This is a genomic window from Flavobacterium sp., from assembly GCF_040402835.1.
Lineage (GTDB): Bacteria > Bacteroidota > Bacteroidia > Flavobacteriales > Flavobacteriaceae > Flavobacterium.
On the sequence record NZ_JBBALW010000024.1, the window covers coordinates 1 to 26,190 of the forward strand.

20 protein-coding genes are annotated in these 26,190 nt (G+C 31.6%); 12 read left to right on the forward strand and 8 right to left on the reverse strand.

Going from position 1 to position 26,190, the window contains the following annotated elements:
• Window positions 1-125: 125 nt before the first annotated feature.
• The 5 genes from AC9UEH_RS08985 to AC9UEH_RS09005 all read right to left on the reverse strand — a co-directional run bounded on the left by AC9UEH_RS08985 (window position 126) and on the right by AC9UEH_RS09005 (window position 3,815).
• Entirely contained in the window at window positions 126-431 is a 306-nt protein-coding gene (locus AC9UEH_RS08985) for a helix-turn-helix domain-containing protein (RefSeq protein WP_509530939.1), read from the reverse strand.
• Window positions 412-762 carry a type II toxin-antitoxin system RelE/ParE family toxin gene (locus AC9UEH_RS08990; RefSeq protein WP_509530941.1) on the reverse strand — a complete coding sequence of 117 codons (351 nt, stop codon included), beginning with the start codon at window positions 760-762 and terminating at the stop codon, window positions 412-414. The genes AC9UEH_RS08985 and AC9UEH_RS08990 overlap by 20 nt, the downstream gene beginning before the upstream one ends.
• A gap of 421 nt (window positions 763-1,183) precedes the next feature.
• Entirely contained in the window at window positions 1,184-1,531 is a 348-nt protein-coding gene (locus AC9UEH_RS08995) for a hypothetical protein (RefSeq protein ID WP_509530943.1), read from the reverse strand.
• Between the two features lie 327 nt (window positions 1,532-1,858).
• A complete protein-coding gene (locus tag AC9UEH_RS09000; protein ID WP_509530945.1) occupies window positions 1,859-2,890 on the reverse strand; it encodes an AMP-binding protein in 1,032 nt (343 codons plus the stop codon).
• Window position 2,891: 1 nt separating this feature from the next.
• Window positions 2,892-3,815 carry a CPBP family intramembrane glutamic endopeptidase gene (locus AC9UEH_RS09005; RefSeq protein ID WP_509530947.1) on the reverse strand — a complete coding sequence of 308 codons (924 nt, stop codon included), beginning with the start codon at window positions 3,813-3,815 and terminating at the stop codon, window positions 2,892-2,894.
• 86 nt (window positions 3,816-3,901) lie between these two features.
• On the opposite strand from AC9UEH_RS09005, the gene arsC reads away from it, so the two are divergent.
• The 5 genes from arsC to AC9UEH_RS09030 all read left to right on the forward strand — a co-directional run bounded on the left by arsC (window position 3,902) and on the right by AC9UEH_RS09030 (window position 11,678).
• Window positions 3,902-4,243: an arsenate reductase (glutaredoxin) gene (gene arsC, locus AC9UEH_RS09010; protein ID WP_509530949.1), complete on the forward strand. Its 342-nt coding sequence runs from the start codon at window positions 3,902-3,904 to the stop codon at window positions 4,241-4,243.
• Window positions 4,244-4,329: 86 nt separating this feature from the next.
• Window positions 4,330-6,774 (forward strand): TonB-dependent receptor, encoded by a 2,445-nt coding sequence (locus AC9UEH_RS09015; RefSeq protein WP_509530951.1) that lies wholly within the window; start codon window positions 4,330-4,332, stop codon window positions 6,772-6,774.
• 374 nt (window positions 6,775-7,148) lie between these two features.
• Entirely contained in the window at window positions 7,149-7,709 is a 561-nt protein-coding gene (locus tag AC9UEH_RS09020) for a helix-turn-helix domain-containing protein (RefSeq protein ID WP_509530953.1), read from the forward strand.
• A 172-nt stretch (window positions 7,710-7,881) separates the two neighbouring features.
• The gene (locus AC9UEH_RS09025) at window positions 7,882-11,241 is read left to right on the forward strand and encodes a PAS domain S-box protein (RefSeq protein WP_509530955.1); all 3,360 of its coding nucleotides are present in this window, start codon (window positions 7,882-7,884) and stop codon (window positions 11,239-11,241) included.
• Window positions 11,241-11,678, forward strand: a complete 438-nt coding sequence (locus AC9UEH_RS09030) for a response regulator (RefSeq protein ID WP_509530957.1) — start codon at window positions 11,241-11,243, stop codon at window positions 11,676-11,678. Before AC9UEH_RS09025 ends, AC9UEH_RS09030 begins: the two co-directional genes overlap by 1 nt.
• Window positions 11,679-11,753: 75 nt before the next feature.
• On the opposite strand, the gene AC9UEH_RS09035 is transcribed toward AC9UEH_RS09030, so the two are convergent.
• A complete protein-coding gene (locus tag AC9UEH_RS09035) occupies window positions 11,754-13,874 on the reverse strand; it encodes a M3 family metallopeptidase (RefSeq protein WP_509530959.1) in 2,121 nt (706 codons plus the stop codon).
• 169 nt (window positions 13,875-14,043) lie between these two features.
• On the opposite strand from AC9UEH_RS09035, the gene trmD reads away from it, so the two are divergent.
• From trmD to AC9UEH_RS09065, 6 genes are all read left to right on the forward strand, one after another.
• On the forward strand, window positions 14,044-14,724 hold the full coding sequence (gene trmD, locus AC9UEH_RS09040; RefSeq protein WP_509530961.1) for a tRNA (guanosine(37)-N1)-methyltransferase TrmD: 681 nt from the start codon (window positions 14,044-14,046) through the stop codon (window positions 14,722-14,724).
• 196 nt (window positions 14,725-14,920) lie between these two features.
• A complete protein-coding gene (rplS, locus tag AC9UEH_RS09045) occupies window positions 14,921-15,271 on the forward strand; it encodes a 50S ribosomal protein L19 (RefSeq protein WP_509530962.1) in 351 nt (116 codons plus the stop codon).
• A 207-nt stretch (window positions 15,272-15,478) separates the two neighbouring features.
• Window positions 15,479-16,702 (forward strand): isocitrate dehydrogenase (NADP(+)), encoded by a 1,224-nt coding sequence (locus AC9UEH_RS09050; protein WP_509530963.1) that lies wholly within the window; start codon window positions 15,479-15,481, stop codon window positions 16,700-16,702.
• A 68-nt stretch (window positions 16,703-16,770) separates the two neighbouring features.
• Window positions 16,771-18,657, forward strand: coding sequence for a T9SS type B sorting domain-containing protein (locus tag AC9UEH_RS09055; RefSeq protein WP_509530965.1), 1,887 nt, complete (start codon window positions 16,771-16,773; stop codon window positions 18,655-18,657).
• A gap of 157 nt (window positions 18,658-18,814) precedes the next feature.
• Window positions 18,815-20,188 (forward strand): 30S ribosomal protein S6--L-glutamate ligase, encoded by a 1,374-nt coding sequence (gene rimK / locus AC9UEH_RS09060; protein WP_509530967.1) that lies wholly within the window; start codon window positions 18,815-18,817, stop codon window positions 20,186-20,188.
• Between the two features lie 144 nt (window positions 20,189-20,332).
• Entirely contained in the window at window positions 20,333-20,845 is a 513-nt protein-coding gene (locus AC9UEH_RS09065; protein WP_509530969.1) for a DUF421 domain-containing protein, read from the forward strand.
• On the opposite strand, the gene AC9UEH_RS09070 is transcribed toward AC9UEH_RS09065, so the two are convergent.
• Together AC9UEH_RS09070 and hutH are read right to left on the reverse strand one after the other, a co-directional pair.
• Window positions 20,842-21,513, reverse strand: a complete 672-nt coding sequence (locus AC9UEH_RS09070; protein ID WP_509530971.1) for a hypothetical protein — start codon at window positions 21,511-21,513, stop codon at window positions 20,842-20,844. The two genes, AC9UEH_RS09065 and AC9UEH_RS09070, sit on opposite strands and share 4 nt — an antisense overlap.
• 45 nt (window positions 21,514-21,558) lie before the next feature.
• Window positions 21,559-23,064, reverse strand: a complete 1,506-nt coding sequence (gene hutH / locus AC9UEH_RS09075; RefSeq protein WP_509530973.1) for a histidine ammonia-lyase — start codon at window positions 23,062-23,064, stop codon at window positions 21,559-21,561.
• A gap of 667 nt (window positions 23,065-23,731) precedes the next feature.
• On the opposite strand from hutH, the gene thrA reads away from it, so the two are divergent.
• Window positions 23,732-26,182 carry a bifunctional aspartate kinase/homoserine dehydrogenase I gene (gene thrA, locus AC9UEH_RS09080; RefSeq protein WP_509530975.1) on the forward strand — a complete coding sequence of 817 codons (2,451 nt, stop codon included), beginning with the start codon at window positions 23,732-23,734 and terminating at the stop codon, window positions 26,180-26,182.
• Window positions 26,183-26,190: the final 8 nt, after the last annotated feature.

A 26,190-nucleotide genomic window follows, 5' to 3' on the forward strand; every position in this document is an offset into this window, starting at 1 on the left:
ACCAAACTTAATCTGTTGAATTTTAATCATTTAACCCCTTAACTTAATGACATTGATCGAGCGGCAGCGTGGCACTCCGTCAGTTTTTGGCGGAGCCCTACTCGAATGGTGGATAGTGCCTTTATTTACAATTTTATTGCAAGTTCCAATTTTCCTCCCAATCCTAATTCTACAATTTTTTGCAAAGTTGAAAATCTTACTTCTTTTACATTATTCTCAATTCTTGAAATATAAGATTTTGTTGTTCCGCTTTTATGAGCAAGTTCTTCTTGTGTTAAACCTTTTTCAATTCTAGCTTCGTGAATTAATGCCCCAAGTTTAAACTGTTCGTAACCTTTTTGAAGTTTATCACGTTTTTCAGTTCCTGTTTTGCCATAAAATTCATCTTTGAATTCTGCAAGAGTTTTTAAATTATTTGTTTTCGTTTTCATATTCCTTTTTTATTTTTAATGCTTTTTCGATTTCCTTTTTTGGTATTTTCTGTTCTTTCTTTTGGAATCCATTCGTAAGAACGATTAATTTTCCTTTATCAAAAAAACAAAATATTCTAAAAATATCACTTCCTTGTTTTACTCTTATTTCATATAATCCATCTGTATTTTCAAGATGTTTTAGATACGTTTCTGGAATTTTTTCTAAAAGTTCAATTAATTCCAAAGTCCAAGTTATTTTATCTTGAACCTTTTCACGTTGTTTTACAAAAAATTCTACAAAGTAATCTTTGTAAAATGTTACCGTTCTTATTTTCTTTTCTTTTTCCACAAAGCAAAATTAATAAAGTTGTCCCAAAGTACAACATTATAATCAAATTATTTTCAAGATAAATAAAGAATTTTCTATTTACCGAGATTTTTTCTGGCATTTCCACCAACGGTTTCAGGTACACCTGCGTGGTATCTTGGCGGTAGCCAAATCTCTAATTCCTGTAAAAGTTAAATTATGGGTAGGGGATTTTGTGTCTAAAAGTAACGGAAAACAAAACACTGGAAAGCCATCTTAAAATTATTCAAAAAAAAAACGAGGACGCTAAATCCTCTTCAATACACTATCAAAACTTTACAATAACTCCATAGTTTGGTGGAAATGCAATCGGTTCCTGCCTGTCCACCGTGGCGGATTCAACTCGGGTTACATAGTTCCTGCTGCGCACGCAACGAAACTCTAGCTTTTGGCAGTAGTAACTTTATTCTTTTAGGAACTTTTTAAATTCTGCTGAATAATAATTTCCATTTTCATTGAGTGAATCTTTGCTTATTTCATAGTCAACCATATCATCGTCTGAAGTTATTATTATTGCAAATCGATTGTTTTCAAATTGTCCAATAGCACCTAATCCTCTTTCTGCTTCGTTGCTAACGGTTAAGCCTTTTGGTAGTTTAAAAATAGTTTTTGCACCCATAAATTGCCCAACTTCTATGTCTTTTTTCAGTTTACCCAATTTATGCGATGGATTTCTAATGGTTGTCCAAAAATATCCTAAAATAAAAATGATATTAAAAGCAATTGAAGTCCAAAATATTACTTTTTTCATATTCTCTTATTTTTTTTAACGGTTTGGTTGAAATATTGCCACTAACGTCAAACTGCGAAAAAACTTGACAATTTTTTTAACAAACGTACAAAATTTTTTGGTTAAAAAAGTAAAAATCCGTACTTTTGAAATTCGATAAAAACTACAATGAAAATCGTAATTTCTCCTGCTAAATCATTGGATTTGAACCAAAAATTCTAATAACCGATGGTCGTCCGAGTTTAACGAAAGATGGCGAAATAACCCCAAACGTTCCAAACAAGTGGCACATTCAAAAAAATAATAAAGAAAGTTCGTTGTGTGTTTATGCCATCAAATCTAAAGTAATTATTCCTTTCGCTTCACTTTTCCGCTATCGGTTTCAATGAATTTGGGTACAAAACGAATTGCTTTTGGTTTTTCATACAACTCTAAATTCTCAAATACCAAATCATCGAAAACGGCTGGTTTTCCTTCAATAACGATACCTACTTGTTCGCCTAATTTTTCGTCTGGGATTCCAATTACAAAAAAACGCTGCTGTATTTTATCCGAAAGTTTTGCTTCAATTTGCTCAGGGAATAGTTTGACACCGCCACTATTGATGATATTATCTATTCTTCCTAATAAGAGAAATTGGGTTTCAGAAAGAAGTTCAACCACATCATTTGTAACTATTTTCGTATCGGAAATTCGTGGGGCAACGATTACCAAACAGCCTCTTTCATCGGTTGTAATTTTTACATTTGGCAAAACCGAAAAAGACTTCTCCCCTATTCTTTTGATAGCAATATGTGTAATTGTTTCGGTCATTCCGTAGGTTTCATATATTTGCGTTGGTACTTCTAAAAGTTGATTTCGGAGTGTTTCGCTGATTTTTGCACCGCCAATAATCAGTTTTTTGACTTTGGATAATTCTGAAATTGAGTTTTGAACTTGCATTGGGACCATCGCAACAAAATCATAATGAGGTCTGTTGTCTTTCAATGGATTAGAAGTTGGGGTTACAAAGTCCATTTCGAAACCTAAAACTATACTTCGAATGAGCATCATTTTACCCGCAATAAAATTTGTTGATAAACAATTCAAAACCCGATTTCCTGCTTTTAAATCGAAGAATTCGGCTGTTGCCAATGCGGAATTGACCATTGCTTGTTTATCGATATTGATTTTCTTGGGAGAACCGGTTGTTCCGGAAGTTGTAACTGTAATAAAGGATTTTTTATTGAACCATTCCAATAGAAATTCGCCTGTAATTCTTTCAAAATCATCGCCTTCTTTTATTAAATCGTGCGCAGCAAGAAGTAGCTTTTCTCTATCAAGATAAATTCCATTCCATTTGAAATTTGGGTGAACTGTATTGTAATTTTGAGTATTCATTTTATTGGTTTACAACTGTTTGAATTGGACTTACTTTGCCAGTAAGTTTTTCTTTCCAATTGCTCCATTTGTATTTTTTTGCCAATATAAATAGGATAATTGGATAAGTAATTGCCATAGATAGTATCATTTCATTAAGAGTTCCTGTTGTATTTTCTGCACCTGAATAACGGAATAAAGCATCTGTTTGCAAGGCGGAAAAGTCAGACGTTAGTAATAAGGAAGCTATCAAATTATTTCCTAAATGGAATCCTAAAGCCAATTCTAAACTATCATCCATTAAGGTCATAATTCCAAGTAAAAGTCCTGTTCCGATGTAAAAAATCATCACGCCAAAACCCATTTCGGCAACTTCAGGATTGGCACTGTGAAACAATCCGAAAACAACCGACGTAAATAACAAAGGAAACCATCTGTTTTTAACTACAATTCCGATTTGCTGCATCAAATAACCACGAAATAGATATTCTTCTAGACCAATTTGAAAAGGAAATAAAAGCAAGCTAATCGTCAGTAAAAGAAAGAATTTTATGGGATGAAAATTCCAGATAATATTGGAGCTATCAGCATAATAAGACGCTGCAAATCCTAGAACCGAAATAAAAACTATCAATCCAAATGAAAATAGTATTCTTTTGAAATCAACCTTTTCTCTTGAAGTAGTGAGTGATATTACGTTTCGTTCATTTAAAAAATAAACCAACAAAAACAACATTCCCAATAGGAAAACAAAGGGCAATAAATTAATCACCAAACTCAAATTATTTGGAATATCTTTCATTAAATCATACGCTGCTTGAACTTGTTTGTCGGTCATCATAAAGTACATTATGAAATTTCCGATGAAAATTCCTGTTGTTAATAACGCTGTAATTACAACTCGCCACCACGTATTATTGCCTTTGTAGGCTTGTTCTATAAACATAAAATTGAAATTTAATTTGTTGGCCAATTTAACTATTATTTTAAGTATAAATCAATTACTTTTGAAAAATTAATTCTAAAAAAATAATGTTACAGATTTACCATAATTCAAGATGCTCAAAATCAAGAGAATGTTTAAGATTATTAGAAAATTCAGGTGTGGAATTTGAAATAATAAAATATTTGGAAACACCGCCTACTTTTCAAGAATTAGAGGAAATTCTAAAAAAATTAGTACTAAATCCTACTGATTTGATTCGGAAAAAAGAAAAACTATGGATTGAAAATTTCAAAAACAAGGAGTTTACTTTTAATGAATTAATTCAAATAATGGTTTTAAATCCAATTTTGATTGAAAGACCAATCGTAATAAATGGAAATAAAGCTGTGATAGCAGGACCTATTGAGAAAATATCAGAAATTCTTTAATACAACAATTTAACAAACCTTTGTGAAGCCAAGCCTAAACCAAGTTTTACTTTTGCAGTCTTATTGTAAAAACAGAATTTAATTATATGAAAAATTTAAAAACAGTATTTTCTTTTATCGTACTTTCCATTTCAATTTTAACTTTCGGACAAACAAGACCCGAAGCCAAAAAAATTAAAATCACCGGTTCTGTAATCGAGAAAGTGAGCAAGCAAGCATTAGAATACGCCACGATTACCTTTACAAACAATAGAAATCCTAAAGTTATTTTTGGAGGAATTACAAATTCAAAAGGAGAATTTGATATTGAAATAAATGCTGGAATTTACGATGTAAAAGCAGAATTTATCTCGTTTAAAGCTACCGAAATCAAACAACAAAGTTTTAAAGAAAGTACGAATTTAGGGCAAATTGCACTTGATGAAGATGCCAATCAATTGAATGAAGTAATCATTCGATCTGAAAAAACTACCGTTGAAATTAAACTCGACAAAAAAGTATATAATGTAGGTTCTGATTTAATGGTAAAAGGTGGAACTGTAAGTGATGTTTTGGATAATATCCCATCGGTTTCTGTAGATTCTGATGGGGCAGTTAGCCTTAGGGGAAATGCTAATGTTCGGATTTTAATAGATGGGAAACCATCTAATGCTATTAACATTGCAGAAGCATTGCGCCAAATTCCTGCCGATGCCATTGATAAAGTGGAAGTTGTAACTAATCCTTCTGCTCGTTACGATTCTGAAGGTGGCGGTGGACTTTTGAATATCATTCTTAAAAGAGGGAAAAATAAAGGACTTAACGGAGCTGTTATTGCATCAGGTGGAATACCAGAGAATTACGGGATTTCTGGAAATTTAAATTTTAAATCGGAAAATTTCAATATTTTTTCAACTACAGGCTACAATTATAGAATAAATCCTGGGCATTTTATATTTAATACCGAATATTTAAATTCAAATGGTTCCACTCGGAATTATATAGATGAATTAAGAAATAATGAGCGTTTAAGTAAAGGGTACAATTCAAATTTTGGAATTGATTTATATTTAGACAAAACTACAACTTGGTCTAATGCAATGAATCTTAGGAGAAATGATGGTGGAAACCCAGAAACTATTTCCTACAGAAATTTTGATGTCAACCACATTTACACCAATACCAATTATCGTTTTAGCGATCAATTTAGTAATAGTTTGGATGCGGAATACACAACTAATTTTACAAAAAAATTCAAAAGAGACGGACATAAATTTACAATTGACGGTTCGTTTTCTAAGAATACCGACAATGACTTTTCGCTAATAACGAGTTCAATTACCGAGAAAACAAGCAACGAACAAAAGCAAAATCGCAACACAATTCAGTCTGATTATGTACTTCCTTTTGGAAAAGCCAATCAATTTGAATTTGGTTATAAAGGAGATTTTAATAAACTATTGACTGATTACAAAGTAGGAACAATAGACGCTGGTGGAAATTATACACCAAATGCACAATATACCAATATCCTTGATTATCGAGAAAATATAAATGCTTTGTATTCCCAATTTGGAACTAAAATTAATAAGTTTTCTTTCTTATTTGGATTGCGATGGGAAAATTCTAAAATTGAAATCAACCAGCTCGTTACTAATGATTTTAACACCCAAAAATACAGTAATTTCTTCCCAAGTGCTTTTGTAACCTACGAAATTTCTGATGAAAGCAGCGTGTCATTTAGTTATAGTAAAAGAATTTCAAGACCAAGAGGAAGACAAATAAACCCATTTTCTAGTTATTCAAGTAATATTAATATTTTTAAAGGAGATCCAAATTTGAAACCAGCATTCACTGATGCAATTGATTTTGGGTACTTAAAGCGTTGGGACAAACTGACTTTCAATACCTCAATGTACGGTAATAAAACAACCGATTCCTTTCAATTTATCCGTCGTGAAAGTGGCGATTTTGTAAATGGAACTCCCGTAATTTTAAGCACCCCAATAAATTTGGCTACAGAGTACCGATATGGATTTGAATTTACTTTGAATTATTCTCCTTACAAGTGGTGGAAATTAAACAGTAATTTTAATTTTTATAAATTCCAAACAATAGGAGATTTTGTTTACACCAATTCCCAAAATTTAGTTATTACCCAAAATCTCGATAATTCATCTTCTTCATGGTTCACAAGATTAACATCTAAAATCACACTACCTTATAAAATCGATTGGCAAACTAATGTAACTTATAATGGTCCTGAAAATAATGCACAAGGTAAAACTTTAGGAATTATTGGAGCCAATTTGGGTTTTAGTAAAGATGTGTTAAAAGACAAAGCAACCATTGCACTTAGTATTCAAGACGTATTCAATTCCAGAAAAAGAATGTACTACAACAACATTCCTAATGTGCTTAACTCCTATGTTGAAATGCAACGTAGTGTTAGACAAGTAACTTTATCATTTACATATAGATTCAATAAGAAAAAAGAGGAAAAAAGTAAACCTCAAAAAGGTGGCGATAATGGAGATGATTACCAAGGATAAATCAACAATACAATTATTAATTCAAACGCACTCAAAGCGCTTTCAGGAATGAAAGCGCTTTTTTATTCCCAATATGTTAATGTATTTTAAGTTTACAATCGAAATTATATTTACCTGTATTTCTATTCAAATATATTAAAACAGTTAAACCAATAATTACAACATACTGTACCTATAAAAAAGCGTTAAAAAATAGCTGTTACCAAAATTCTACACTTAATATGAATATCACAATACTATTTTCAATATTAAATTCTTTTTTATGATTATTACATAATATAAAGACTAAATTTGAAATCATACAGATGGATATGTACGTCTTACAAATAGAAAAGTGGTGATTGATTAAGTGATTTATTTAAAACTAAATTTCAATGAAAATATATATTAAATATATGGTTAGCAATCGTTGCAAAGACGCAGTTAAAGAAGAGTTGAAGAAACTTTCTTTGCACTTTGTAATTTTGGAATTGGGAACAGTTGAAATAATGGAAATTCTAACTGAAGAAAATAGAGCCATACTACAAAAGGGATTATTAGCCTCAGGATTAGAATTAATGGACGATAAAAAAGCAATTTTAATTGAAAAAATAAAAACGATTATTATTGAAATGATTCACTATTCAGAAGAAAATATAAAAATCAATTTTTCAGAATATTTAAGTGAAAAATTACTTCATAATTACACTTATCTCGCTAATTTATTCTCGGAAGTGCAAGGAATCACTATTGAACAATATATCATTTCTCATAAAATTGAAAGAATTAAGGAATTAATCATTTATGGCGAACTCAATATAACTGAAATTGCTTGGAAAATGAATTATAGCAGCGTTGCACATTTGTCCAATCAGTTTAAAAAAATGACAGGCTTATCTCCATCACATTTCAAGAAATTAAAAGATATAAGGCGTAAACCAATTGAAGATATTTAAAATTTGCAGTAACAAAATCCAGACAACCTTATAATTCAATAAAACTCACTTTATGAAATTCTCATTAAAAAAATCACCTAACTCCTTATATTACTTTGTAATAACTATTATAGTGTTGCTTTTATCTTTTTTTTACTTTCAATATCAAAAAGCGTTAGAAACTGAGAAGCTAATGTCACAATCTCAACAAATTATTACAAATAATCGTGTTATTCTGGTTAACATAATCGATATAGAAACTGGATTTAGGGAGTATATTTTTACTAAAGATAAAAGTTTTTTAAATTATTATGATACATCTAAAGTTGATATATTAATAAATTTAAATTCATTAATTCATCTTACTAATGACAATAAAAAACAACAAATTCGTATTTTATTTTTGAAAAAAAAGACACTCAAAAAGCTTAGCATTTTAACAAAAACTATTGAATATTATAAAACAAATAATTTAACGGCGAATGATAAAAATCATGTGTTTAAAATTGAGAAAAACCAAACGGATACATTTAGAAAGTTAATAGATGAAGTAAATAAAGAGGAGATAGTATTATTAAATAAACGAAAATTAGAAAATGATAAAGAAAATCAATATTCAAGTATAATATTACTGACCATTTTATTTTTATTAATCTTGATTTCAATATTAATCATCAATAGTATAAAGAATCAAACCAATAGAAATGATGATTTAATTGCTTTAACAGATTCTCAAAAATCATATTCAAAATATACATTAAGCTTAATAGAGGCGAGTCTGGATCCATTAGTTACTATAAATACAGATGGAAAAATTACAGATATGAATGAAGCTACTGTCAGAATTACAGGCATTGAACGTAGAAAGTTGATTGGTTCCGATTTTTTCGATTATTTTACTGAGCAGCAAAAAGCACGAGAGGTTTATCAAGAAGTTTTTGAAAAAGGTTCTGTAGCTGATTCCCCATTAACACTTCGTCATAAGGATGGAAAACTTACAGATGTATTATTTAATGGTTCGGTTTATAAAGATGATGATGGGAATGTTTTGGGAGTTGTAATTGTAGCTCGGGATATAGCAGAACAAAAGTGGGCCTTAGATCTGAGAATTGCGTATCAAGAATTGGCGTATCAAAATGATGAAAAAGAGAAACGCGCTGCGGAATTAGTAATAGCCAACAAAGAATTAGAATATCAAAATAACGAAAAAGAGAAACGTGCCAATGAGTTACTGATTGCTAATGAAGAATTAGAATATCAAAATACGGTAAAAGAAAAGCGAGCAGCGGAATTAATTATTGCCAATGAAGAATTAGCATTTCAAAATAATGAAAAAGAAAAACGTGCTGCCGAATTGGTAATTGCGAATAAGGAACTTTTATTTGAAACAGGAGAAAAACAAGATCGTGCCGCAGAATTAGTAATTGCAAATAAAGAACTATTATATCAAACTGGGGAAAAACAAGATCGTGCGGCAGAATTAGTTGTTGCAGATATAGAACTTGACTTTCAAAATAAAGAAAAAGAAAAACGTAAAATTGAAAATAAAGCCCTGGAAGATTACAGTAATTCGCTAAAACTAGCCTCTCAATATTCATTGAGTTTAATTGAAGCAAGTCGGGATCCATTGGTAACCATAAATACAGAAGGGAAAATTACAGATATGAACGAAGCAACGGTAAGAGTTACGGGCATAGAACGTAAAGTATTGATTGGCTCTGATTTTTTCGATTATTTTACAGATCAACAAAAAGCACGAGAAGTATATCAAGAAGTTTTTGAAAAAGGTTCTGTTGCCGATTCCCCATTAACACTTCAAAATAAAGATGGAAAACTTACCGATGTATTATTTAATGGTTCCGTTTATAAAGATGATGTTGGAAATGTATTGGGTGTTGTAATTGTAGCTCGTGATATTGCAGAACAAAAGCGAATTGAAAATGAATTAATTGAAGCTAAAATATCTGCTGAAAAAGCAACTGCAATTGCGGAAGATGCTCAAACGAAGGCTGAAAACGCAACATTAATTGCTGAAGAAGCTGTTAAATCAAAACAACAGTTTTTATCCAATATGAGTCACGAAATTCGAACTCCAATGAATGCAATTATTGGATTCACAAAGGTTATTCTGAAAACAGGACTTACTGCAAAACAGAAAGAATATCTGACAGCCATAAAAATTAGTGGTGATGCTTTAATTGTTTTGATAAATGACATTTTAGATTTAGCAAAAGTAGATTCAGGAAAAATGACATTTGAACAAATTCCTTTCAAACTGAATTTATCAATTTCATTGATGCTCCATTTATTTGAAACAAAAATCAATGAGAAAAATTTAAAATTAGTATTAGAATTTGATAAAAATATTCCAGAGGTATTGGCTGGAGATCCTGTTCGATTGAATCAAATTATTTTGAATTTGGTAAGTAATGCCATAAAATTTACATCAATTGGTCAAATTACAGTTAGCATTAATTTGCTAAAAGAAGATGAAAATAATGTATTCATTCAGTTTTCAGTAAAAGATACAGGAATTGGCATTAGCAGTGAAAAAATTGAAGGATTGTTTGAAAATTTCCAACAAGCAAATAGTTCTACCTCTAGAATATTTGGAGGAACTGGTTTAGGACTTGCCATAGTAAAACAATTGGTAGAACCACAAGGCGGAACCTTAAATGTAGAGAGTACCGTTAATGTTGGTTCTATATTTAGCTTTATTTTGCCCTTTAAAAAAACAAATGAAACGTTAATTGTAGAAAGTGAAATAGTAGTAATTAATAATGAATTGAAAGACATTAAAGTTTTAGTAGTTGAAGATTTAGAACTCAATCAACTGTTAATTAGAACTTTATTAGATGATTTTGGATTTGAATGTGAAATTGCAGCCAATGGAAAATTAGCAATTGAAAGATTAGAAACCAATGATTTTGATATTATATTGATGGATTTGCAAATGCCAGAAATGAACGGTTTTGAAGCAACTGAATACATCCGAAACAACTTGAAATTAACAATTCCAATTATCGCATTAACTGCGGATGTTACCACCATTGACGCTGAAAAATGTATAGAAGTTGGAATGAACGATTATATATCTAAGCCCGTTGATGAAGGGGAATTATTCAGAAAAATGATTGCTTTAATTCAAAAACCAATGAGTGATGAAACGAATAGCTATGCAATAAATTCACCTACTATGAATATTGATTTAAGTTATTTAATAGAGCGTACAAAATCAAATTCAAAATTAATGTCAGAAATGATTTCCATTTATTTAGAACAAACGCCTCAATTAATCTTTACAATGAATGAAGGGTATAAAGAATTAGATTGGGAAAAGTTACACGCTTCAGCTCATAAAATGATTCCTTCTTTTTCAATTATGGGGATAGATATTAAATATGAAACTATTTCTAGAAAAATTCAGGAATATGCATCAAATCATGAAAATCATGAAAGTTTAGGTGGGTTAATTAAGCAACTTGAAATGGGTTGTACTATAGCCTGCAACGAATTAGAACAAGAACTTAAAAATATAAATGCTAAATTATAATGGAAAAATCAACCAAAAGAATTAAACTATTTTTAGTAGATGATGATGCTCTTTTTCTAAAATCTTTAGAAATTGATTTTCTAAATCAATCCAATTTTGAAATAGAAACATTTGCAACAGGAGAACTTTGTATTGCCGAAATATCAAGAAATCCAGACATAATAATCTTGGATTATCATCTAAACGGAATTGATAAAAACGCAATGAATGGAATAGACACTCTTGATGCTATCAAGAATTATGATAAAAAAATTCCTGTAATAATGTTATCCTCACAAGATAAAATAGATATTGCAATAAATTGCATGCACCACAATGCATTTGATTATGTAGTAAAGAGCGAGACTGCATTCTTACGATTACTAAAAAATATTTCTACTATTTATAATGACCGAAAAATTAAAAAAGAATTAAATTGGTACATGGATAGAATGTAGCGTTTTAAAAATAGAAATTTATAAAATTCCAAACTTAAAACGCTCTGAATTTTCTATAATAAATTATTTTTCACTTTACATTCCTGTATTTTTTAAATAAGGTTCAATTTGCATATCATGCCCTATAAAATCTTTAAAGGCTTTGTTTAAATCGACACTATTTCCCACTGATAAAATATATTTTCTAAAGCGTTCCCCATTAGCACTTGTCATACCACCATTGGCTTGCATCCAATCAAATGCATTATAATCTAATGTTTTTGACCACGTATAGGCATAGTATCCAGCTGAATAACCACCACCCCAAATATGAGCAAAATAAGGGGAATGATATCTTGAAGGAACTTCATTTACGAGCAAACCATATTTTTGCAGTGCTTCATTTTCAAATTCTAAAGCAGGTTTAAAATCTGATTCTTTTTCAACACTATGCCAAGCCAAATCTAATGTAGCGGCTGCTAATAATTCGGTCACATCATATCCTTTATTGAAAGTTTCTGCTTTTTTAATTTTGTTAATTAACGCTTGCGGAATGACCTCTTTTGTCTGAAAATGGATAGCATAATTCCTTAAAACTATTGGGTCCAATGCCGCGTGTTCATTGATTTGAGAAGGAAATTCAACGAAGTCACGAGGAACTGACGTCCCTGAAAGAGTTACATATTGTTGGTTAGCAAATAATCCGTGAAGCGTGTGTCCAAACTCGTGAAACATTGTCGTCACATCATCAAAACTGATTAATGAAGGCTTACCATTAGCGGGTTTTGAAAAATTATATACGTTTACAATGACTGGTTTTTGATTTAAATAATGAGATTGATTTACAAAATTATTCATCCATGCTCCCCCATTCTTGTTGTCTCTAGTGTAGAAATCTAAATAATAAATTGCCATTGATTTTCCATCATTGTCGAAGACTTCGTAGGCCACAACATCTGGATTATAAACAGGTAAATCTTTGCGCTCCTTAAAGGTAATTCCGTACATTTGTTTAGCGGCAAAAAACACACCTTTTTCTAAAACGGTAGTTATTTCAAAGTAAGGTTTTATTTGGCTTTCATCTAAATCATATTTTGCTTTACGTACTTGTTCCGAATAAAAATTCCAATCCCAAGGTTCTAATTTAAATCCCCCATTTTGCGAATCTATCAAATCTTGAATTTCTTTGGCTTCTACTTTGGCTTTTTCAACAGCTGGTTTTGCGATTTTAGCTAATAAATCCATTGCATTTGCAGGTAATTTTGCCATTTGATCTTGCAATCTCCATTCTGCAAAACTTTTTTTACCCATTAAATTGGCTTTTTGCAAACGTAATTTTGCCATTTTTTCGATTATTTCTCGCGTATCTCCATCATCGTTTTTTTCGGCTCTAGTCCAAGAAGATTTGAATATTTTTTCTCTTGTAGCTCTATTTGTAAGATTTTGCAACAACGGCTGTTGCGTGGTATTTAACATTCCAATTAAATACTTTCCTTCGTGACCTGCTGCTTTCGCATTGTCTTTTGCAGAAGCTATTTCGTCTGAACTTAAACCCTCTAAATCTGAAGCTGAATCGAATAAAACCGCTCCGTTTTTTCGAGCAATTAGCAACTTATTACCAAATGAGGTACCTAAACTTGCTAACTCACCATTGATTTTTTTCATTTTTTCTTTATCAGAATTAGATAAATTTGCTCCAGCCAACTCAAATTGTTGCAAATAATATTCCGTAAGCCTTTTATCTTCTCCTTTTAGAGAATTTAAATCTAATGCTTTAATGCGTTGGTATAATTTGCTATTCAAATATATTTTGTCGTTGTGAGCAGAAAAAATCGGTGAATATTCCTCATCAATTGCTTGTAATGTTGGATTGGTATTGGAACCCGTAAGATTTGAAAAAATCCCAGCAGCTCTATTTAAATCAACGCCACTAATTTCTAAAGCCAAAACTGTATTTTCAAAAGTAGGTTTTGCAACATTATCGACAATTTTTTCAATTTCTTTATCGTGAATTTTCAACCCATATTCAAAAGCTGGCTTAAAATGTGAATCCATAATAAGATTAAAAGGAGGTGCTTGATACTGCAAGCTACTTCTTTGCAAAAGCGGATTTGTCATCATACTATTAGATTTTTTTGCATTTGATGATTGAGATTGCGATGCTACAGCAAATAAAAATACGGCGCCTGCAACAATTAATTTTTTACTTAATTTCATAATAATATCGGTTTTTTTAGGAGGTATAAAAGTAGTGGAAAAATATTGAGATTAAAATGGAATTGCACAAATTAATTTCTAATTTAATTAAAATAAACCTCAAAATAATTTGTTACAATTCTAAAACCTATAAAACTTTGTACCTTTGCTTCATTGTACCTAATTAAATATGAGAATAGATATTATTACCGTTTTACCAGAATTATTACGAAGTCCGTTTGAGGCATCGATAATGAAACGTGCTATTGACAAAGGAATTGTAGCAGTTCATTTTCATAATTTACGAGATTACACAACCAACAAGCAGAAATCCGTAGATGATTATCCCTTCGGTGGCGGTGCAGGAATGGTGATGAATGTGCAACCAATTGACGCTTGTATCACTCATTTAAAAAGTGAAAGAAGTTACGATGAAATCATTTATATGTCGCCAGACGGTGAAACATTGAACCAAAAAATGGCGAACACAATGTCAATGCTTGAAAATATTATTATCCTTTGCGGACATTATAAAGGCGTCGATCAAAGAGTTCGTGACCATTTTATTACCAAAGAAATTTCTATTGGTGATTATGTTTTGTCTGGCGGTGAACTTGGCGCATTAGTTTTATCTGACGCTTTAATCCGATTAATTCCTGGGGTTTTGAGCGATGAAACTTCTGCATTAACAGATAGTTTTCAAGACGGATTATTGTCAGGCCCAATATATACTCGCCCAGCAGACTATAAAGGTTGGAAAGTTCCCGAAGTTTTAACCAGTGGAAACTTTGCTAAAATTGATAAATGGCGAGAGGATATGGCTTATGAACATACTAAAAATCGTCGTCCAGATTTGCTTAATAATGAATAATTGATAATTGATAATTGATAATTGACATTAAATTGTTGTTAATGAGTTGGTTATCGTTTAAATTTATTGGTTATTTTTTTTAGATTATCCATTGTTAATTATCAATTATTAATTATATTTGCACCCACATTTGACTAACCTCTGGCGAAATCCGCGAATGTTGCTTAGATTTAAAACCATAATTAAAAAAATTATCATGGCAGATTTAATGAAATTCGTTAAAGACGAATTTGTTACAAAAAAAGAATTCCCTGTATTCGGAGCTGGAGACACAATCACCGTTTTCTACGAAATTAAAGAGGGTGAAAAAACAAGAACTCAGTTTTTTAAAGGAGTTGTTATACAAAGAAGAGGTTCTGGAAACACAGAAACTTTTACTATTCGTAAAATGTCAGGTGCAATTGGAGTTGAGCGTATCTTCCCAGTAAACCTTCCCGCTTTACAAAAAATTGAAATCAACAAAAAAGGTGCTGTTCGTAGAGCTCGTATCTATTACTTCAGAGAGCTTACTGGTAAAAAAGCAAAAATTAAAGATAAAAGAAGATAATCAAGTGTCTTTTTGTTATAAAAGTCTCAACATTGTTGGGGCTTTTTTTATAAAAAACAATGCTAAATTTACACTTTCAGCAATTTAAGTATCTTTTTTTAAGAAATTAATAAATCAATCGTTATAGTTGTTAATATAATTACATTTCTTGTTGAATGTATTACATTTGCGTACTCAAATTTAAAAAACTTAAAACTTACAATAAAAATGGTAAAAATTAAAGTAGCCAATCCTATAGTTGAATTAGATGGCGATGAAATGACACGAATTATTTGGACTTTTATTAAAGAAAAACTAATTCTTCCCTATTTAGATTTAGACATTAAATATTACGATTTAGGGATTGAAAGCCGTGAAGCTACTAAAGATCAAATCACAATTGATTCCGCAGAAGCGATAAAAAAATATAATGTAGGAATAAAATGTGCTACTATTACTCCAGATGAAGACCGCGTGAAAGAATTTAAACTTTCAAAAATGTGGAAATCTCCTAATGGAACCATCAGAAATATTGTAGGTGGAACTGTTTTCCGTGAACCAATTATTATGCGAAACGTACCGAGATATGTTCAAGGTTGGACAAAACCAATCGTTATTGGTCGTCATGCTTTTGGAGATCAATATAAAGCTACAGATACGGTTATCAAAGGAAAAGGAAAGCTAACAATGACTTTCGTTCCTGAAGAAGGCGAAACCCAAACTTGGGAAGTATATGATTTTGAAGGTGATGGCGTTGCAATGGCTATGTACAACACAGACGAAAGCATCTTCGGATTTGCACATTCTTCATTCCAAATGGCATTAACAAAAAAATGGCCTTTGTACCTTTCCACAAAAAACACGATTTTGAAAGCCTACGATGGTCGTTTCAAAGATATTTTTGAAGAAGTATATCAAACTAATTACAGAGCTGAATTTGAAAAAGAAGGCATCACTTATGAGCATCGATTAATCGATGATATGGTAGCGTCAGCAATGAAATGGAGTGGCGGATTTGTTTGGGCTTGTAAAAATTACGATGGAGACGTTCAATCAGATACCGTTGCACAAGGATTTGGTTCGTTAGGATTAATGACTTCTGTCTTGGTAACTCCTGACGGAAAAACGGTGGAAGCTGAAGCTGCACACGGAACTGTAACGCGTCATTTTAGAGAACACCAAAAAGGGAAAGCAACTTCTACAAACCCAATTGCAAGTATTTTTGCTTGGACGAGAGGATTGGAACACAGAGGTAAATTAGACGAAAATCAAGCATTAATAGCTTTTTGCCATACCTTAGAACAAGTTTGTATTGACACTGTCGAAAGTGGAAAAATGACTAAAGATTTGGCTGTTTTAATTTATGAAGACAAAATTACTTCCGACAATTATTTGACAACTGAAGGTTTCTTGAAAGCAATTCAAGTAAATTTAGATAAAAAATTAGCGTAAGCTAAATACTATTTTATAAAAAACTGTCTTCTTAGTCGTTGGCAGTTTTTTTATCGTTAAAGTTTGAAATGAAAAAAGTTGCCTTTTTACTTCTAATACTATTCTCAACTTTTCAATCTTTTGGACAGTTAGGCTTTTGTAATGGCAGTAAAGGAATTCCAATTTTCACAGAAGATTTTGGAAGTGGAACTGATTATGGTCCCGCATTACCAGCAGGAACAACTTCTTACACTTTTATCGCCGGAACGCCTAGCGACGGACTTTATACCTTATATTACAGAACCAATCAATACAGTTCTTGGCACAATTCACTCGATCACACTCCCGATAATCAACCAAATGGAACAGACGGAAAATCGTTGATTGTAAATGCCAGTTTCACGCCGAGTGAGTTTTACAAAAGAGTGGTTACTGGATTGTGTGTCAATACCACATTTGAATTTTCATCTTGGTTAATCAATGTGTATAATGCATCAGCAACAGGAGCTTGCCCTGGAAGTGGCATTCCAATAAATGTGACTTTTGAAATTTGGGACGCTACAGAAACCACCCTTTTACGATCAGGGAATACAGGTGATATTAACGGAACATCTTCAGCTATTTGGACACAATACGGTTTGGTATTTACAACGGGAATCGGTCAAACTTCTGTAGTTTTAAAAATGAGAAATAACGGCGTTGGTGGTTGCGGAAATGACCTTGCTATTGACGATATTATGTTTCGCTCTTGTGGCGATTTAACAACAATTGGTACAACAGCAATAACGGGAAATACTTATACCGTTTGTGAAGATGCTACTCCGGTAAATATCAATTTGCAAGTCAATAGTTCAGGAATAACGCCGAATGTATTTCAATGGCAAGAAAGTTTGGACAATGTAATTTGGAATGATATTACTGGTGCAAATACGAACAATTACGTCACACCAAACATAACAACAACCCATTATTATCGTGTAAAAGTAGCACAAGATGTTGCCAATTTAAACAACGTATTCTGCTCAACAATTTCAGAAATTTTCAGCATCATAATCAAACCAAAACCGCTGGCACCATTAAGCAACGGTAATCATTCCATTTGTGAAAATGAACCAATTCCAGCATTATCAGTAACCACATTGGGTTCTGAAAGTGTAAATTGGTATTCTGCCCCAACAGGCGGAATGTTATTACAAAGTAATTCTGTGGCTTTCACGCCAATAAATGCAGGGATTTTTTATGCAGAATCCTACACTTGGAATACCTGTGTGAGTGTAAATCGAACCGGTGTTCAACTAACTATGAATCCAATTCCTTCAATTATTCAAAATGAAAACACCATTATATGCGAATCAAAATCAGTATTTTTAAATGCCGGAATTAATAACGTAACCTACAGATGGTCAACCACCGAAACCACCAAAATCATCAGCGTTAACAATCCAGGAACCTACACGGTAACTGTCACAAGCCCAAATGGATGTTCGAATTTAAAAACAATAGTAGTAACCGAAAATCTCATTCCAGTTATTACAAACGTTGTAATTGAAGATCGGAAAGTAACTATAATAACTACTATTTCGGGTGATTATGAATATTCTTTAGATGGTATATATTACCAAAACTCTAATGTTTTTGAAAACACAATAGGTGGAATTAAAAAAGCGTATGTTCGAGAAAAAAACAATTGTGGGAAAGTTACTTTCGACTTCGCATTAATTATTATCCCAAAGTTTTTCACTCCTAACGGCGACACTTTCAATGACTTTTTTACTATGGAGGGTTTTCAATTTATAAACAACACAACCATAGCAATTTTTGATAGATATGGGAAATTAATTACTTACCTAAACAAAAAAAATCTCACCTGGGATGGAACTTTACTCGGAAAACCAATGCCCTCAAGTGATTATTGGTACAAAGCAATTCTTCAAGACGGTACAGAATTGAAAGGTCATTTTGCCTTAATTCGATAAATCTTTTTCAACTTACCCATTTCAATTTTATAAAGTTCAAAAGCAGTGCGATTTAATCTTTCTTAAATACTGTAATAACTATTTAATTTCAGCGTATTTATTAAAACAAATATATACATTTGGAAAAATATTAGAACTCTCAATTTATACATAATATATGTTACAAGAAAAAGTTATTGTTGGTAGTGAAGAATGGTGTTCGTTCCCAATATTAGGCATTCCCACAATTAAAGCACGTGTAGATTCGGGAGCAAAAACATCGGCATTGCATGCCATTAATATCGCTCCTTTTATTAAAGAAGGGGAAAATTGGGTAAAATTTGACATCAATCCTATTCAGAATAATGTAAAAACCGTTATTCATTGTGAATCGAAATTAGTAGATAAAAGAATTGTAAAAAGTTCGAGTGGTTTTAGAGAACAGCGCTACGTTATTGGGTCAGAGCTTGAAATTGGTGGCAAAAAATGGGCGATAGAAATTACTTTGACCAATCGAGATTCCATGGGTTTTCGAATGCTTTTGGGGCGTGAGGCGATGAGTGGTAGGGTTCTTGTAGATCCAGAACAAAAATATTTATTAGGAGAGCCTACTTCGGATATTCTTACAGAATTATATAAGACATCGGAAAAAGCAACTACAGGACTTCGAATTGGGGTTTTAGCTAGTAATAAAGAATTGTATAGTAACAAGCGAATTATGGAAGCTGGAGAAATGCGTGGACACGAAATGCACTTTTTGAATATCAAAGAATGCTATATGAAACTAGATGCAACGACTCCAGAAATTCATTATCGCGGTGGTAGAATTTTGAATGATTTTGATGCTATAATTCCGAGAATTCGTCCAAGTATTACTTTTTATGGTTGTGCGCTAACCCGACAATTCGAGGCTTTGAAAGTATATTGTTTAAACTCAGCTGCTGCAATAACCCAATCTCGGGATAAATTATATTCGTTGCAATTACTATTAAATCATGGAGTTGATATACCAACAACGGGTTTTGCAAATTCGCCTTTAGATACCAATGATTTGATAAAAATGGTTGGTGGTCCACCATTAATAGTAAAATTATTAGAGGGGACTCAAGGAAAAGGAGTTGTTTTAGCAGAAACAAAAAAGGCAGCAGAAAGTGTAATTAATGCTTTCAAAAGTTTGAATGCCAATATATTAGTTCAAGAATTTATTAAAGAAGCCAACGGAAAAGATATTCGCTGTTTTGTAATTGACGGAAAAGTTGTTGCGGCTATTCAACGCGAAGCAATGCCAGGAGAATTTAGAGCCAACATTCATTTGGGAGGTACTGCTTCAATCATAAAAGTTACCGCCGAAGAAAAACGAATCGCGATTAAAGCGACTAAAGCCATGGATTTGAAAGTGGCAGGTGTTGATATTATTCGTTCGGCAAAAGGTCCTTTATTGTTAGAAGTAAATTCATCGCCAGGTCTTGAAGGTATTGAAGGTGCTACAAATAAAGATATTGCTGGCGAAATGATTTTGGCAATTGAGAAGAATTTCAAACACAAATTATAGTCGGGTTTTTAATTTTTACCGCAAATTCGCAAATTTTTTATTTATAATCTGTGAATCTGTGTCGAAAAAAAAATTAGAAAGTTAAGCGAGATGCACTGAAAGCAAATCGAATTAAACTATATTAAGACCAATAAAATCGTATAAATGAATCCATTTTTAGACGTTATTTTAAGAAGTACGGCAGTCTATTTTTTTATGATGATTGCTTTGCGGGTTTTTGGTAAAAAAGAATTATCACAGCTTAATACCGCCGATGTAATTCTGATTTTATTAATTAGCAATTCCGTTCAGAACGCAATGGTTGGAAATAATACCAGTCTTTACGGTGGTTTAGCGGCGGCAACAGTTTTGTTTGCTATCAATTATATTTTGAAAAGACTGATGTTTAAATACAAGAAATTCAGTAACTTTATTCAAGAAAAGCCAGAAATCTTGATTCATAATGGCACATTAGAATTTAAAACCTTGAGCAAATTAAACATTACTTCCGATGAATTGCGAGAAGCAATGAGGGAACACGGCATTGAAAATTTTAAAGATGTAAAATTGGCTATGTTAGAAATTGATGGAAATATAAGTATTATTTCTGGAGATAAAAATCTACAACAAACACATTATAAAAGAAAAATCCATAAAACATTGGGAAGTTTGAATTAATCTATTTTTCTATAATTCCTTTCAAATCCAAGATGTTTTAAAGCCAACATTGTTCTGAATTCTTTTCTTGATAATTGGAATACATTCTTTATTGAGTCTGTTTTAATAGATTTAATTTTAGAAAGGGAATCTATTCTTTTTATGTCGTTATGAGAATACAAGTCTTTAATTTTCAAATTGTTTTTATCAAAAGTTATAAATCGTATCTTCCAATAAATGGAATCTTTAGTATTCAAAACAAAAGTTCTGTTGATTTTAACCGCTTTTTGATTGTCTGAAATAGTAAAAATAGTATCGTATTTTATCTCTTTAATTTCGATGGAATCTTTTAATCTTCTATATTCTAGAAAGGAATTGTCTTTGAAATACATTTTATTTTGAACCAGTTTCATACTGTCTTTCAGAGTTTCAAATAATTCAAAACTAATTTTGCTTTTGCCAATCCATTTGTAAAAAACATCTTTTTTATCAACAATTAAATAGGTAGAATCATTGTTAATGTAATTCCCAATAAAACGATTTGGAAAAGAGGCTATTTCATTATCATCTACAGGCTGAATTTCTTTAAATAAAAAAACTACTCCTTCATAGGGAACTGCTTCGGCTTTTTTACAACTTAAAATTGAAATAGAAATAAATCCGATTAAAACAAGGTTTATAATTTTCATACTATTAGTTTCAAATGGTAAAACTAAAACTATGCCAATATATATTTAGTACTCTAAATCATCAATCATAAAGCTATTTAAGAACGCTACTGATTTTTGAATATCATAATGCAGAATTCGATCTTCTTTTACAAAAGGAACTTCTTCGCGATACGATTTTAAAAACATTTCAATAAAATCACTCGATTGTAATGGACGCCTGAATTCAATAGCTTGTGAAGCATTCATTAATTCAATGGCAAGAATTCGCTCTAAATTATCCATAATTCGTAACGCTTTTGTAGCTGCATTGGCACCCATACTTACGTGATCTTCTTGACCATTGGAAGAAACAATACTATCAATACTAGCGGGAGTTGCCAATTGCTTGTTTTGACTAGCAATACTTGCTGCCGTATATTGTGGAATCATCAATCCAGAATTTAAACCTGGATTATCAACCAAAAACGCAGGTAAATTTCGCAATCCTGAAATTAATTGATACGTTCGTCTTTCAGAAATACTTCCTAATTCTGCTAAAGCAATGGCAAGAAAGTCTAAAGAAATGGCTAAAGTTTGCCCATGGAAATTACCTCCAGAAAGAATCTGATCACTTTCTATAAATACATTCGGATTATCGGTAACCGAGTTAATCTCAGTTTTAAAAACTTTCTTAACATAATCAAAAGCATCTTTTGACGCACCGTGAACTTGTGGAATACACCGGAAAGAATACGGATCTTGAACGTGAGTTTTCGGCTGCGCTATAATTTGGCTTCCCTCTAAAAACGCATTCACACGATTTGCTGTAACAATTTGCCCTTTGTGAGGTCTAATAAAATGAATTAATTCGTTAAAAGGCTCTTGACGACCATCAAATCCTTCCAAAGAAATTGTGCCAATTAAATCCGCTAAATAGGAATATTTACAAGCTTTTATGAGGATATGTGTTCCATAAGCACTCATAAATTGCGTTCCATTTAGTAAGGCCAAACCTTCTTTAGATTGCAAAACAATAGGTTTCCAACCAAAATGTTCCATTATAACAGACGTAAAAACTTTATTTCCGTGAAATACCACTTCGCCTTCTCCTAAAAGCGGTAATGCTAAATGAGCTAAAGGAGCCAAATCCCCGGATGCACCTAAAGAACCTTGTGTATAAATTAAAGGTAAAATATCATTATTATAAAAGTCAATCAAACGCAAAATAGTCGCTAATTGCACTCCTGAATAACCATAACTCAACGATTGTATTTTTAATAGCAACATCAACTTCACAATTTCACTAGGTACTTCCTCCCCTGTTCCGCATGCGTGCGATTTTACTAAGTTTTCTTGAAGCTGCGAAAGATTTTCATTTGAAATTTTAACATTACAAAGCGATCCAAAACCTGTATTAATGCCGTAAATAGGTGTTTCATTAGATTTCATTTTTTTGTCTAAATAATCCCTACATTTTTGGATGTTCACCCTTGCTTCTTCAGATAATTCAATAGTTTTGTTGTGACTAATGATATCTTGTACTACTTCTAGTGAAAGAATATCGGTACTTATATAATGAATGTTACTCATAATTACTGTTTTGTTACTAATACAAAAATCAACAAATACTACTTATAAAGCAAGGTTAATAAGTATATTTTATGATTATTGAAATAATGACTTGGATTTGATATATGAATTTCCAATATTCTCAATAATATCTTAGGCAATAAATGCTCAATAAGTCATTTTCGAATTCCTGTAATCGTCTAAACAAGCTATAAAAGCCAAGACTACAATACCCATTTTACGACTCTTTTAACCAATAATTAAGGCATTACCTAAAATTCTTTTATGTCTAAATTTAAAAATAAAACTTTATCTTTTTTTAAATTGTTATCTTTTGATTTCCATAAAATAGTGTTTTGAGTAAGCTACAATACATAAAAAAAAGTCTTTTTATTTATTCATTTATCAATATAAGTTTTAATAAATGAGAAATTCATATTTATTGTTATTTTTAAAATAATCTATCACTGATTGTTAGTAATAAATATTACATTTGAAATTATGATATATTATTTAACTTCATATCAACAGATTATGCCAACCGAAATTACGGTTGGGTTTTCTATTGCTATAATTTCTACATCAATAACTATTACCCCTTTGGGGTACAATTTTTACATATAATCCACTTTATTTCCTTTTTCGTAAGAAGAAAAAATCACTATTTACCTTATTATAATTCTACACAATGAAAATTTTAAAATTCGGCGGCACTTCGGTTGCAAATGCACACAACATAAAATTAGTCCTTTCGATTGTTCAAAAAACAGCAATGTCATCAACAAAATTAGTTGTTGTTGTTTCTGCTTTTAGCGGCGTTACTGATTTATTAATTTTGGCAGCCTCAAAAGCAGCTTCAAAAGACATCACATTCAAAGATGTAGTATCGCAAATTGAAGCAAAACACCAAGAAGCTATTGGAGAATTAATAATCACTAGCCAACAAAAGCCTTTGTTGGAATCAATAAATAGAGAAATTAATCATCTAAAAACCCTTTTAGACGGTTGTTTTTTATTGGGAGAATTATCCAATAGAACTTCTGACACAATAATGGGATTTGGCGAACTTTTATCTTCCCAAATTATTGCGAAAGCGTTGGAACAAAAAGTTCATAATTCAGGATATAAAGACAGTCGCGAAATTATTAAAACTAACAATCATTTTGGAAAAGCGGTTGTGAATTTTGAACTTTCAAATAAATTGATAAAAGATTATTTCAATTCCAATGTCTTCAGAGTTACTTTAGTTCCTGGTTTCATTGCCTCTTCAACAGATAGTTATTCTACAACTTTAGGGCGTGGTGGTTCTGATTACACGGCTGCCATTTTAGCTGGTGCTTTGAATGCTGAATTACTCGAAATTTGGACAGACGTAAGTGGGATGTTTACTGCAAATCCGAAAATCGTAAAACAAGCGCATCCCATAGATACCATTACCTATCAAGAAGCTATGGAATTGTCTCATTTTGGGGCAAAAGTGTTGTATCCGCCAACAATTCAGCCCGTATTGAAATTGAATATTCCAATTGTTATCAAAAACACATTTGAGCCTGAAGCGGCTGGAACTTATATTTCATCTGAAAGAAATGAAAATGAAAACCCAATAAAAGGAATTTCACATATTGACAATATTGCTTTATTAACGCTTGAAGGTTCAGGAATGATTGGAGTTTCAGGTTCTTCAAAACGATTATTTGAGGTGTTGTCCAATGAAAATATCAATGTTATTTTTATTACACAAGCCTCTTCGGAACATTCTATTTGTATTGGAATTTTAAATGAAGATGCCAATAAGGCTCAAATTGCTATTGACAAAGCATTTGAATTAGAAATTACTCAAAACAAAATTGACCCTAGTATTGTTGAAGAAAACCTTTGCATCATTGCTTTAGTTGGTGAAAACATGAAAAGCCACCAAGGATTAAGTGGCAAAATGTTCAGCACTTTAGGAAAAAACAATGTGAACATCAGAGCTATTGCACAAGGCGCTTCAGAACGAAATATTTCGGCAGTAATAAACGAACGAGATGTTAAAAAAGCATTGAATACCTTGCACGAATGTTTTTTTGAAGACAATGCCAAACAGTTGAATTTATTTGTAATGGGTGTTGGAAATGTAGGTGAAAAATTCATCGAACAAATTCACCAACAAAAGAAGTATTTAAAGGAAAATCTAAAAATAAATCTGCGAGTAATTGCTTTATCAAATTCCCGAAAAATGCTGTTTGACGAAGAAGGAATCTCGTTAAAAAATTGGAAAATAAGTTTAGAAAATGGAGAAGTTGCGAATAAAGAATCCTTTATTTCTAATGTAATTGCACTGAATTTAAGAAACAGTATTTTTGTTGATGTTACAGCAAATGAAAGTGTTTCTCAAACCTATTCTCATTATTTAAAACAAAATATAGCCGTGGTTACCTGCAACAAAATTGCGTGTTCTTCGGCTTATGAAAATTATAGTAATCTAAAACAATTATCAAGAAAATTCAATGCGCCATTTTTATTTGAAACCAATGTTGGTGCGGGTTTACCGATAATAGATACTTTGAAACATTTAATTGCATCGGGTGATAAAGTTCATAAAATTCAAGCCGTACTTTCTGGAAGTTTGAATTTTATATTCAACAATTTCGATGAGAATAATTCTTTTCACGATGTTGTAAAAGAAGCTGGAGTTCAAGGATTTACAGAGCCTGACCCAAAAATTGATTTAAGCGGTGTTGATGTTGCTCGAAAGATATTAATTCTAATTCGTGAAAGCGGTTTTAAAATGGAAATTGAAGACATTGCCAATGAATCTTTCTTACCAGTTGAATGTTTAGAAACTAAAAACAATGAAACTTTCTTTGCTTCCTTATTAAAAAACGCAGCTCATTTTGAAAATATTTATAAAGAAGCGTTGGCAAAAGACTGTCGTTTGAAATATGTTGCGAAATTTGAAGATGGAAAGGCAAGTGTGGGATTGCAATTTATTCCAAAAGAAAGTCCTTTTTACAATTTAGAAGGAAAAGATAATATTGTTCAATTTTACACCGACAGATATGTTGACCAACCTTTATTGATAAAAGGTGCTGGTGCTGGTGCTGCGGTTACAGCATCAGGGATTTTTGCCGATGTAATTAGAATTGGAAACGTTTAATTTATTGT

Coding starts and splice junctions, on each gene's coding strand:
- AC9UEH_RS09035 (WP_509530959.1), bottom strand. CDS start 13,874: ATGAAATTAAGTAAAAAATTAATTGTTGCAGGCGCCGTATTTTTATTT.
- AC9UEH_RS09055 (WP_509530965.1), top strand. CDS start 16,771: ATGAAAAAAGTTGCCTTTTTACTTCTAATACTATTCTCAACTTTTCAA.
- AC9UEH_RS09030 (WP_509530957.1), top strand. CDS start 11,241: ATGGAAAAATCAACCAAAAGAATTAAACTATTTTTAGTAGATGATGAT.
- rimK (WP_509530967.1), top strand. CDS start 18,815: ATGTTACAAGAAAAAGTTATTGTTGGTAGTGAAGAATGGTGTTCGTTC.
- AC9UEH_RS09065 (WP_509530969.1), top strand. CDS start 20,333: ATGAATCCATTTTTAGACGTTATTTTAAGAAGTACGGCAGTCTATTTT.
- AC9UEH_RS09020 (WP_509530953.1), top strand. CDS start 7,149: ATGAAAATATATATTAAATATATGGTTAGCAATCGTTGCAAAGACGCA.
- trmD (WP_509530961.1), top strand. CDS start 14,044: ATGAGAATAGATATTATTACCGTTTTACCAGAATTATTACGAAGTCCG.
- AC9UEH_RS09000 (WP_509530945.1), bottom strand. CDS start 2,890: ATGAATACTCAAAATTACAATACAGTTCACCCAAATTTCAAATGGAAT.
- arsC (WP_509530949.1), top strand. CDS start 3,902: ATGTTACAGATTTACCATAATTCAAGATGCTCAAAATCAAGAGAATGT.
- AC9UEH_RS09070 (WP_509530971.1), bottom strand. CDS start 21,513: ATGAAAATTATAAACCTTGTTTTAATCGGATTTATTTCTATTTCAATT.
- rplS (WP_509530962.1), top strand. CDS start 14,921: ATGGCAGATTTAATGAAATTCGTTAAAGACGAATTTGTTACAAAAAAA.
- AC9UEH_RS09050 (WP_509530963.1), top strand. CDS start 15,479: ATGGTAAAAATTAAAGTAGCCAATCCTATAGTTGAATTAGATGGCGAT.
- hutH (WP_509530973.1), bottom strand. CDS start 23,064: ATGAGTAACATTCATTATATAAGTACCGATATTCTTTCACTAGAAGTA.
- AC9UEH_RS09015 (WP_509530951.1), top strand. CDS start 4,330: ATGAAAAATTTAAAAACAGTATTTTCTTTTATCGTACTTTCCATTTCA.
- AC9UEH_RS08995 (WP_509530943.1), bottom strand. CDS start 1,531: ATGAAAAAAGTAATATTTTGGACTTCAATTGCTTTTAATATCATTTTT.
- AC9UEH_RS08985 (WP_509530939.1), bottom strand. CDS start 431: ATGAAAACGAAAACAAATAATTTAAAAACTCTTGCAGAATTCAAAGAT.
- AC9UEH_RS09025 (WP_509530955.1), top strand. CDS start 7,882: ATGTCACAATCTCAACAAATTATTACAAATAATCGTGTTATTCTGGTT.
- AC9UEH_RS09005 (WP_509530947.1), bottom strand. CDS start 3,815: ATGTTTATAGAACAAGCCTACAAAGGCAATAATACGTGGTGGCGAGTT.
- thrA (WP_509530975.1), top strand. CDS start 23,732: ATGAAAATTTTAAAATTCGGCGGCACTTCGGTTGCAAATGCACACAAC.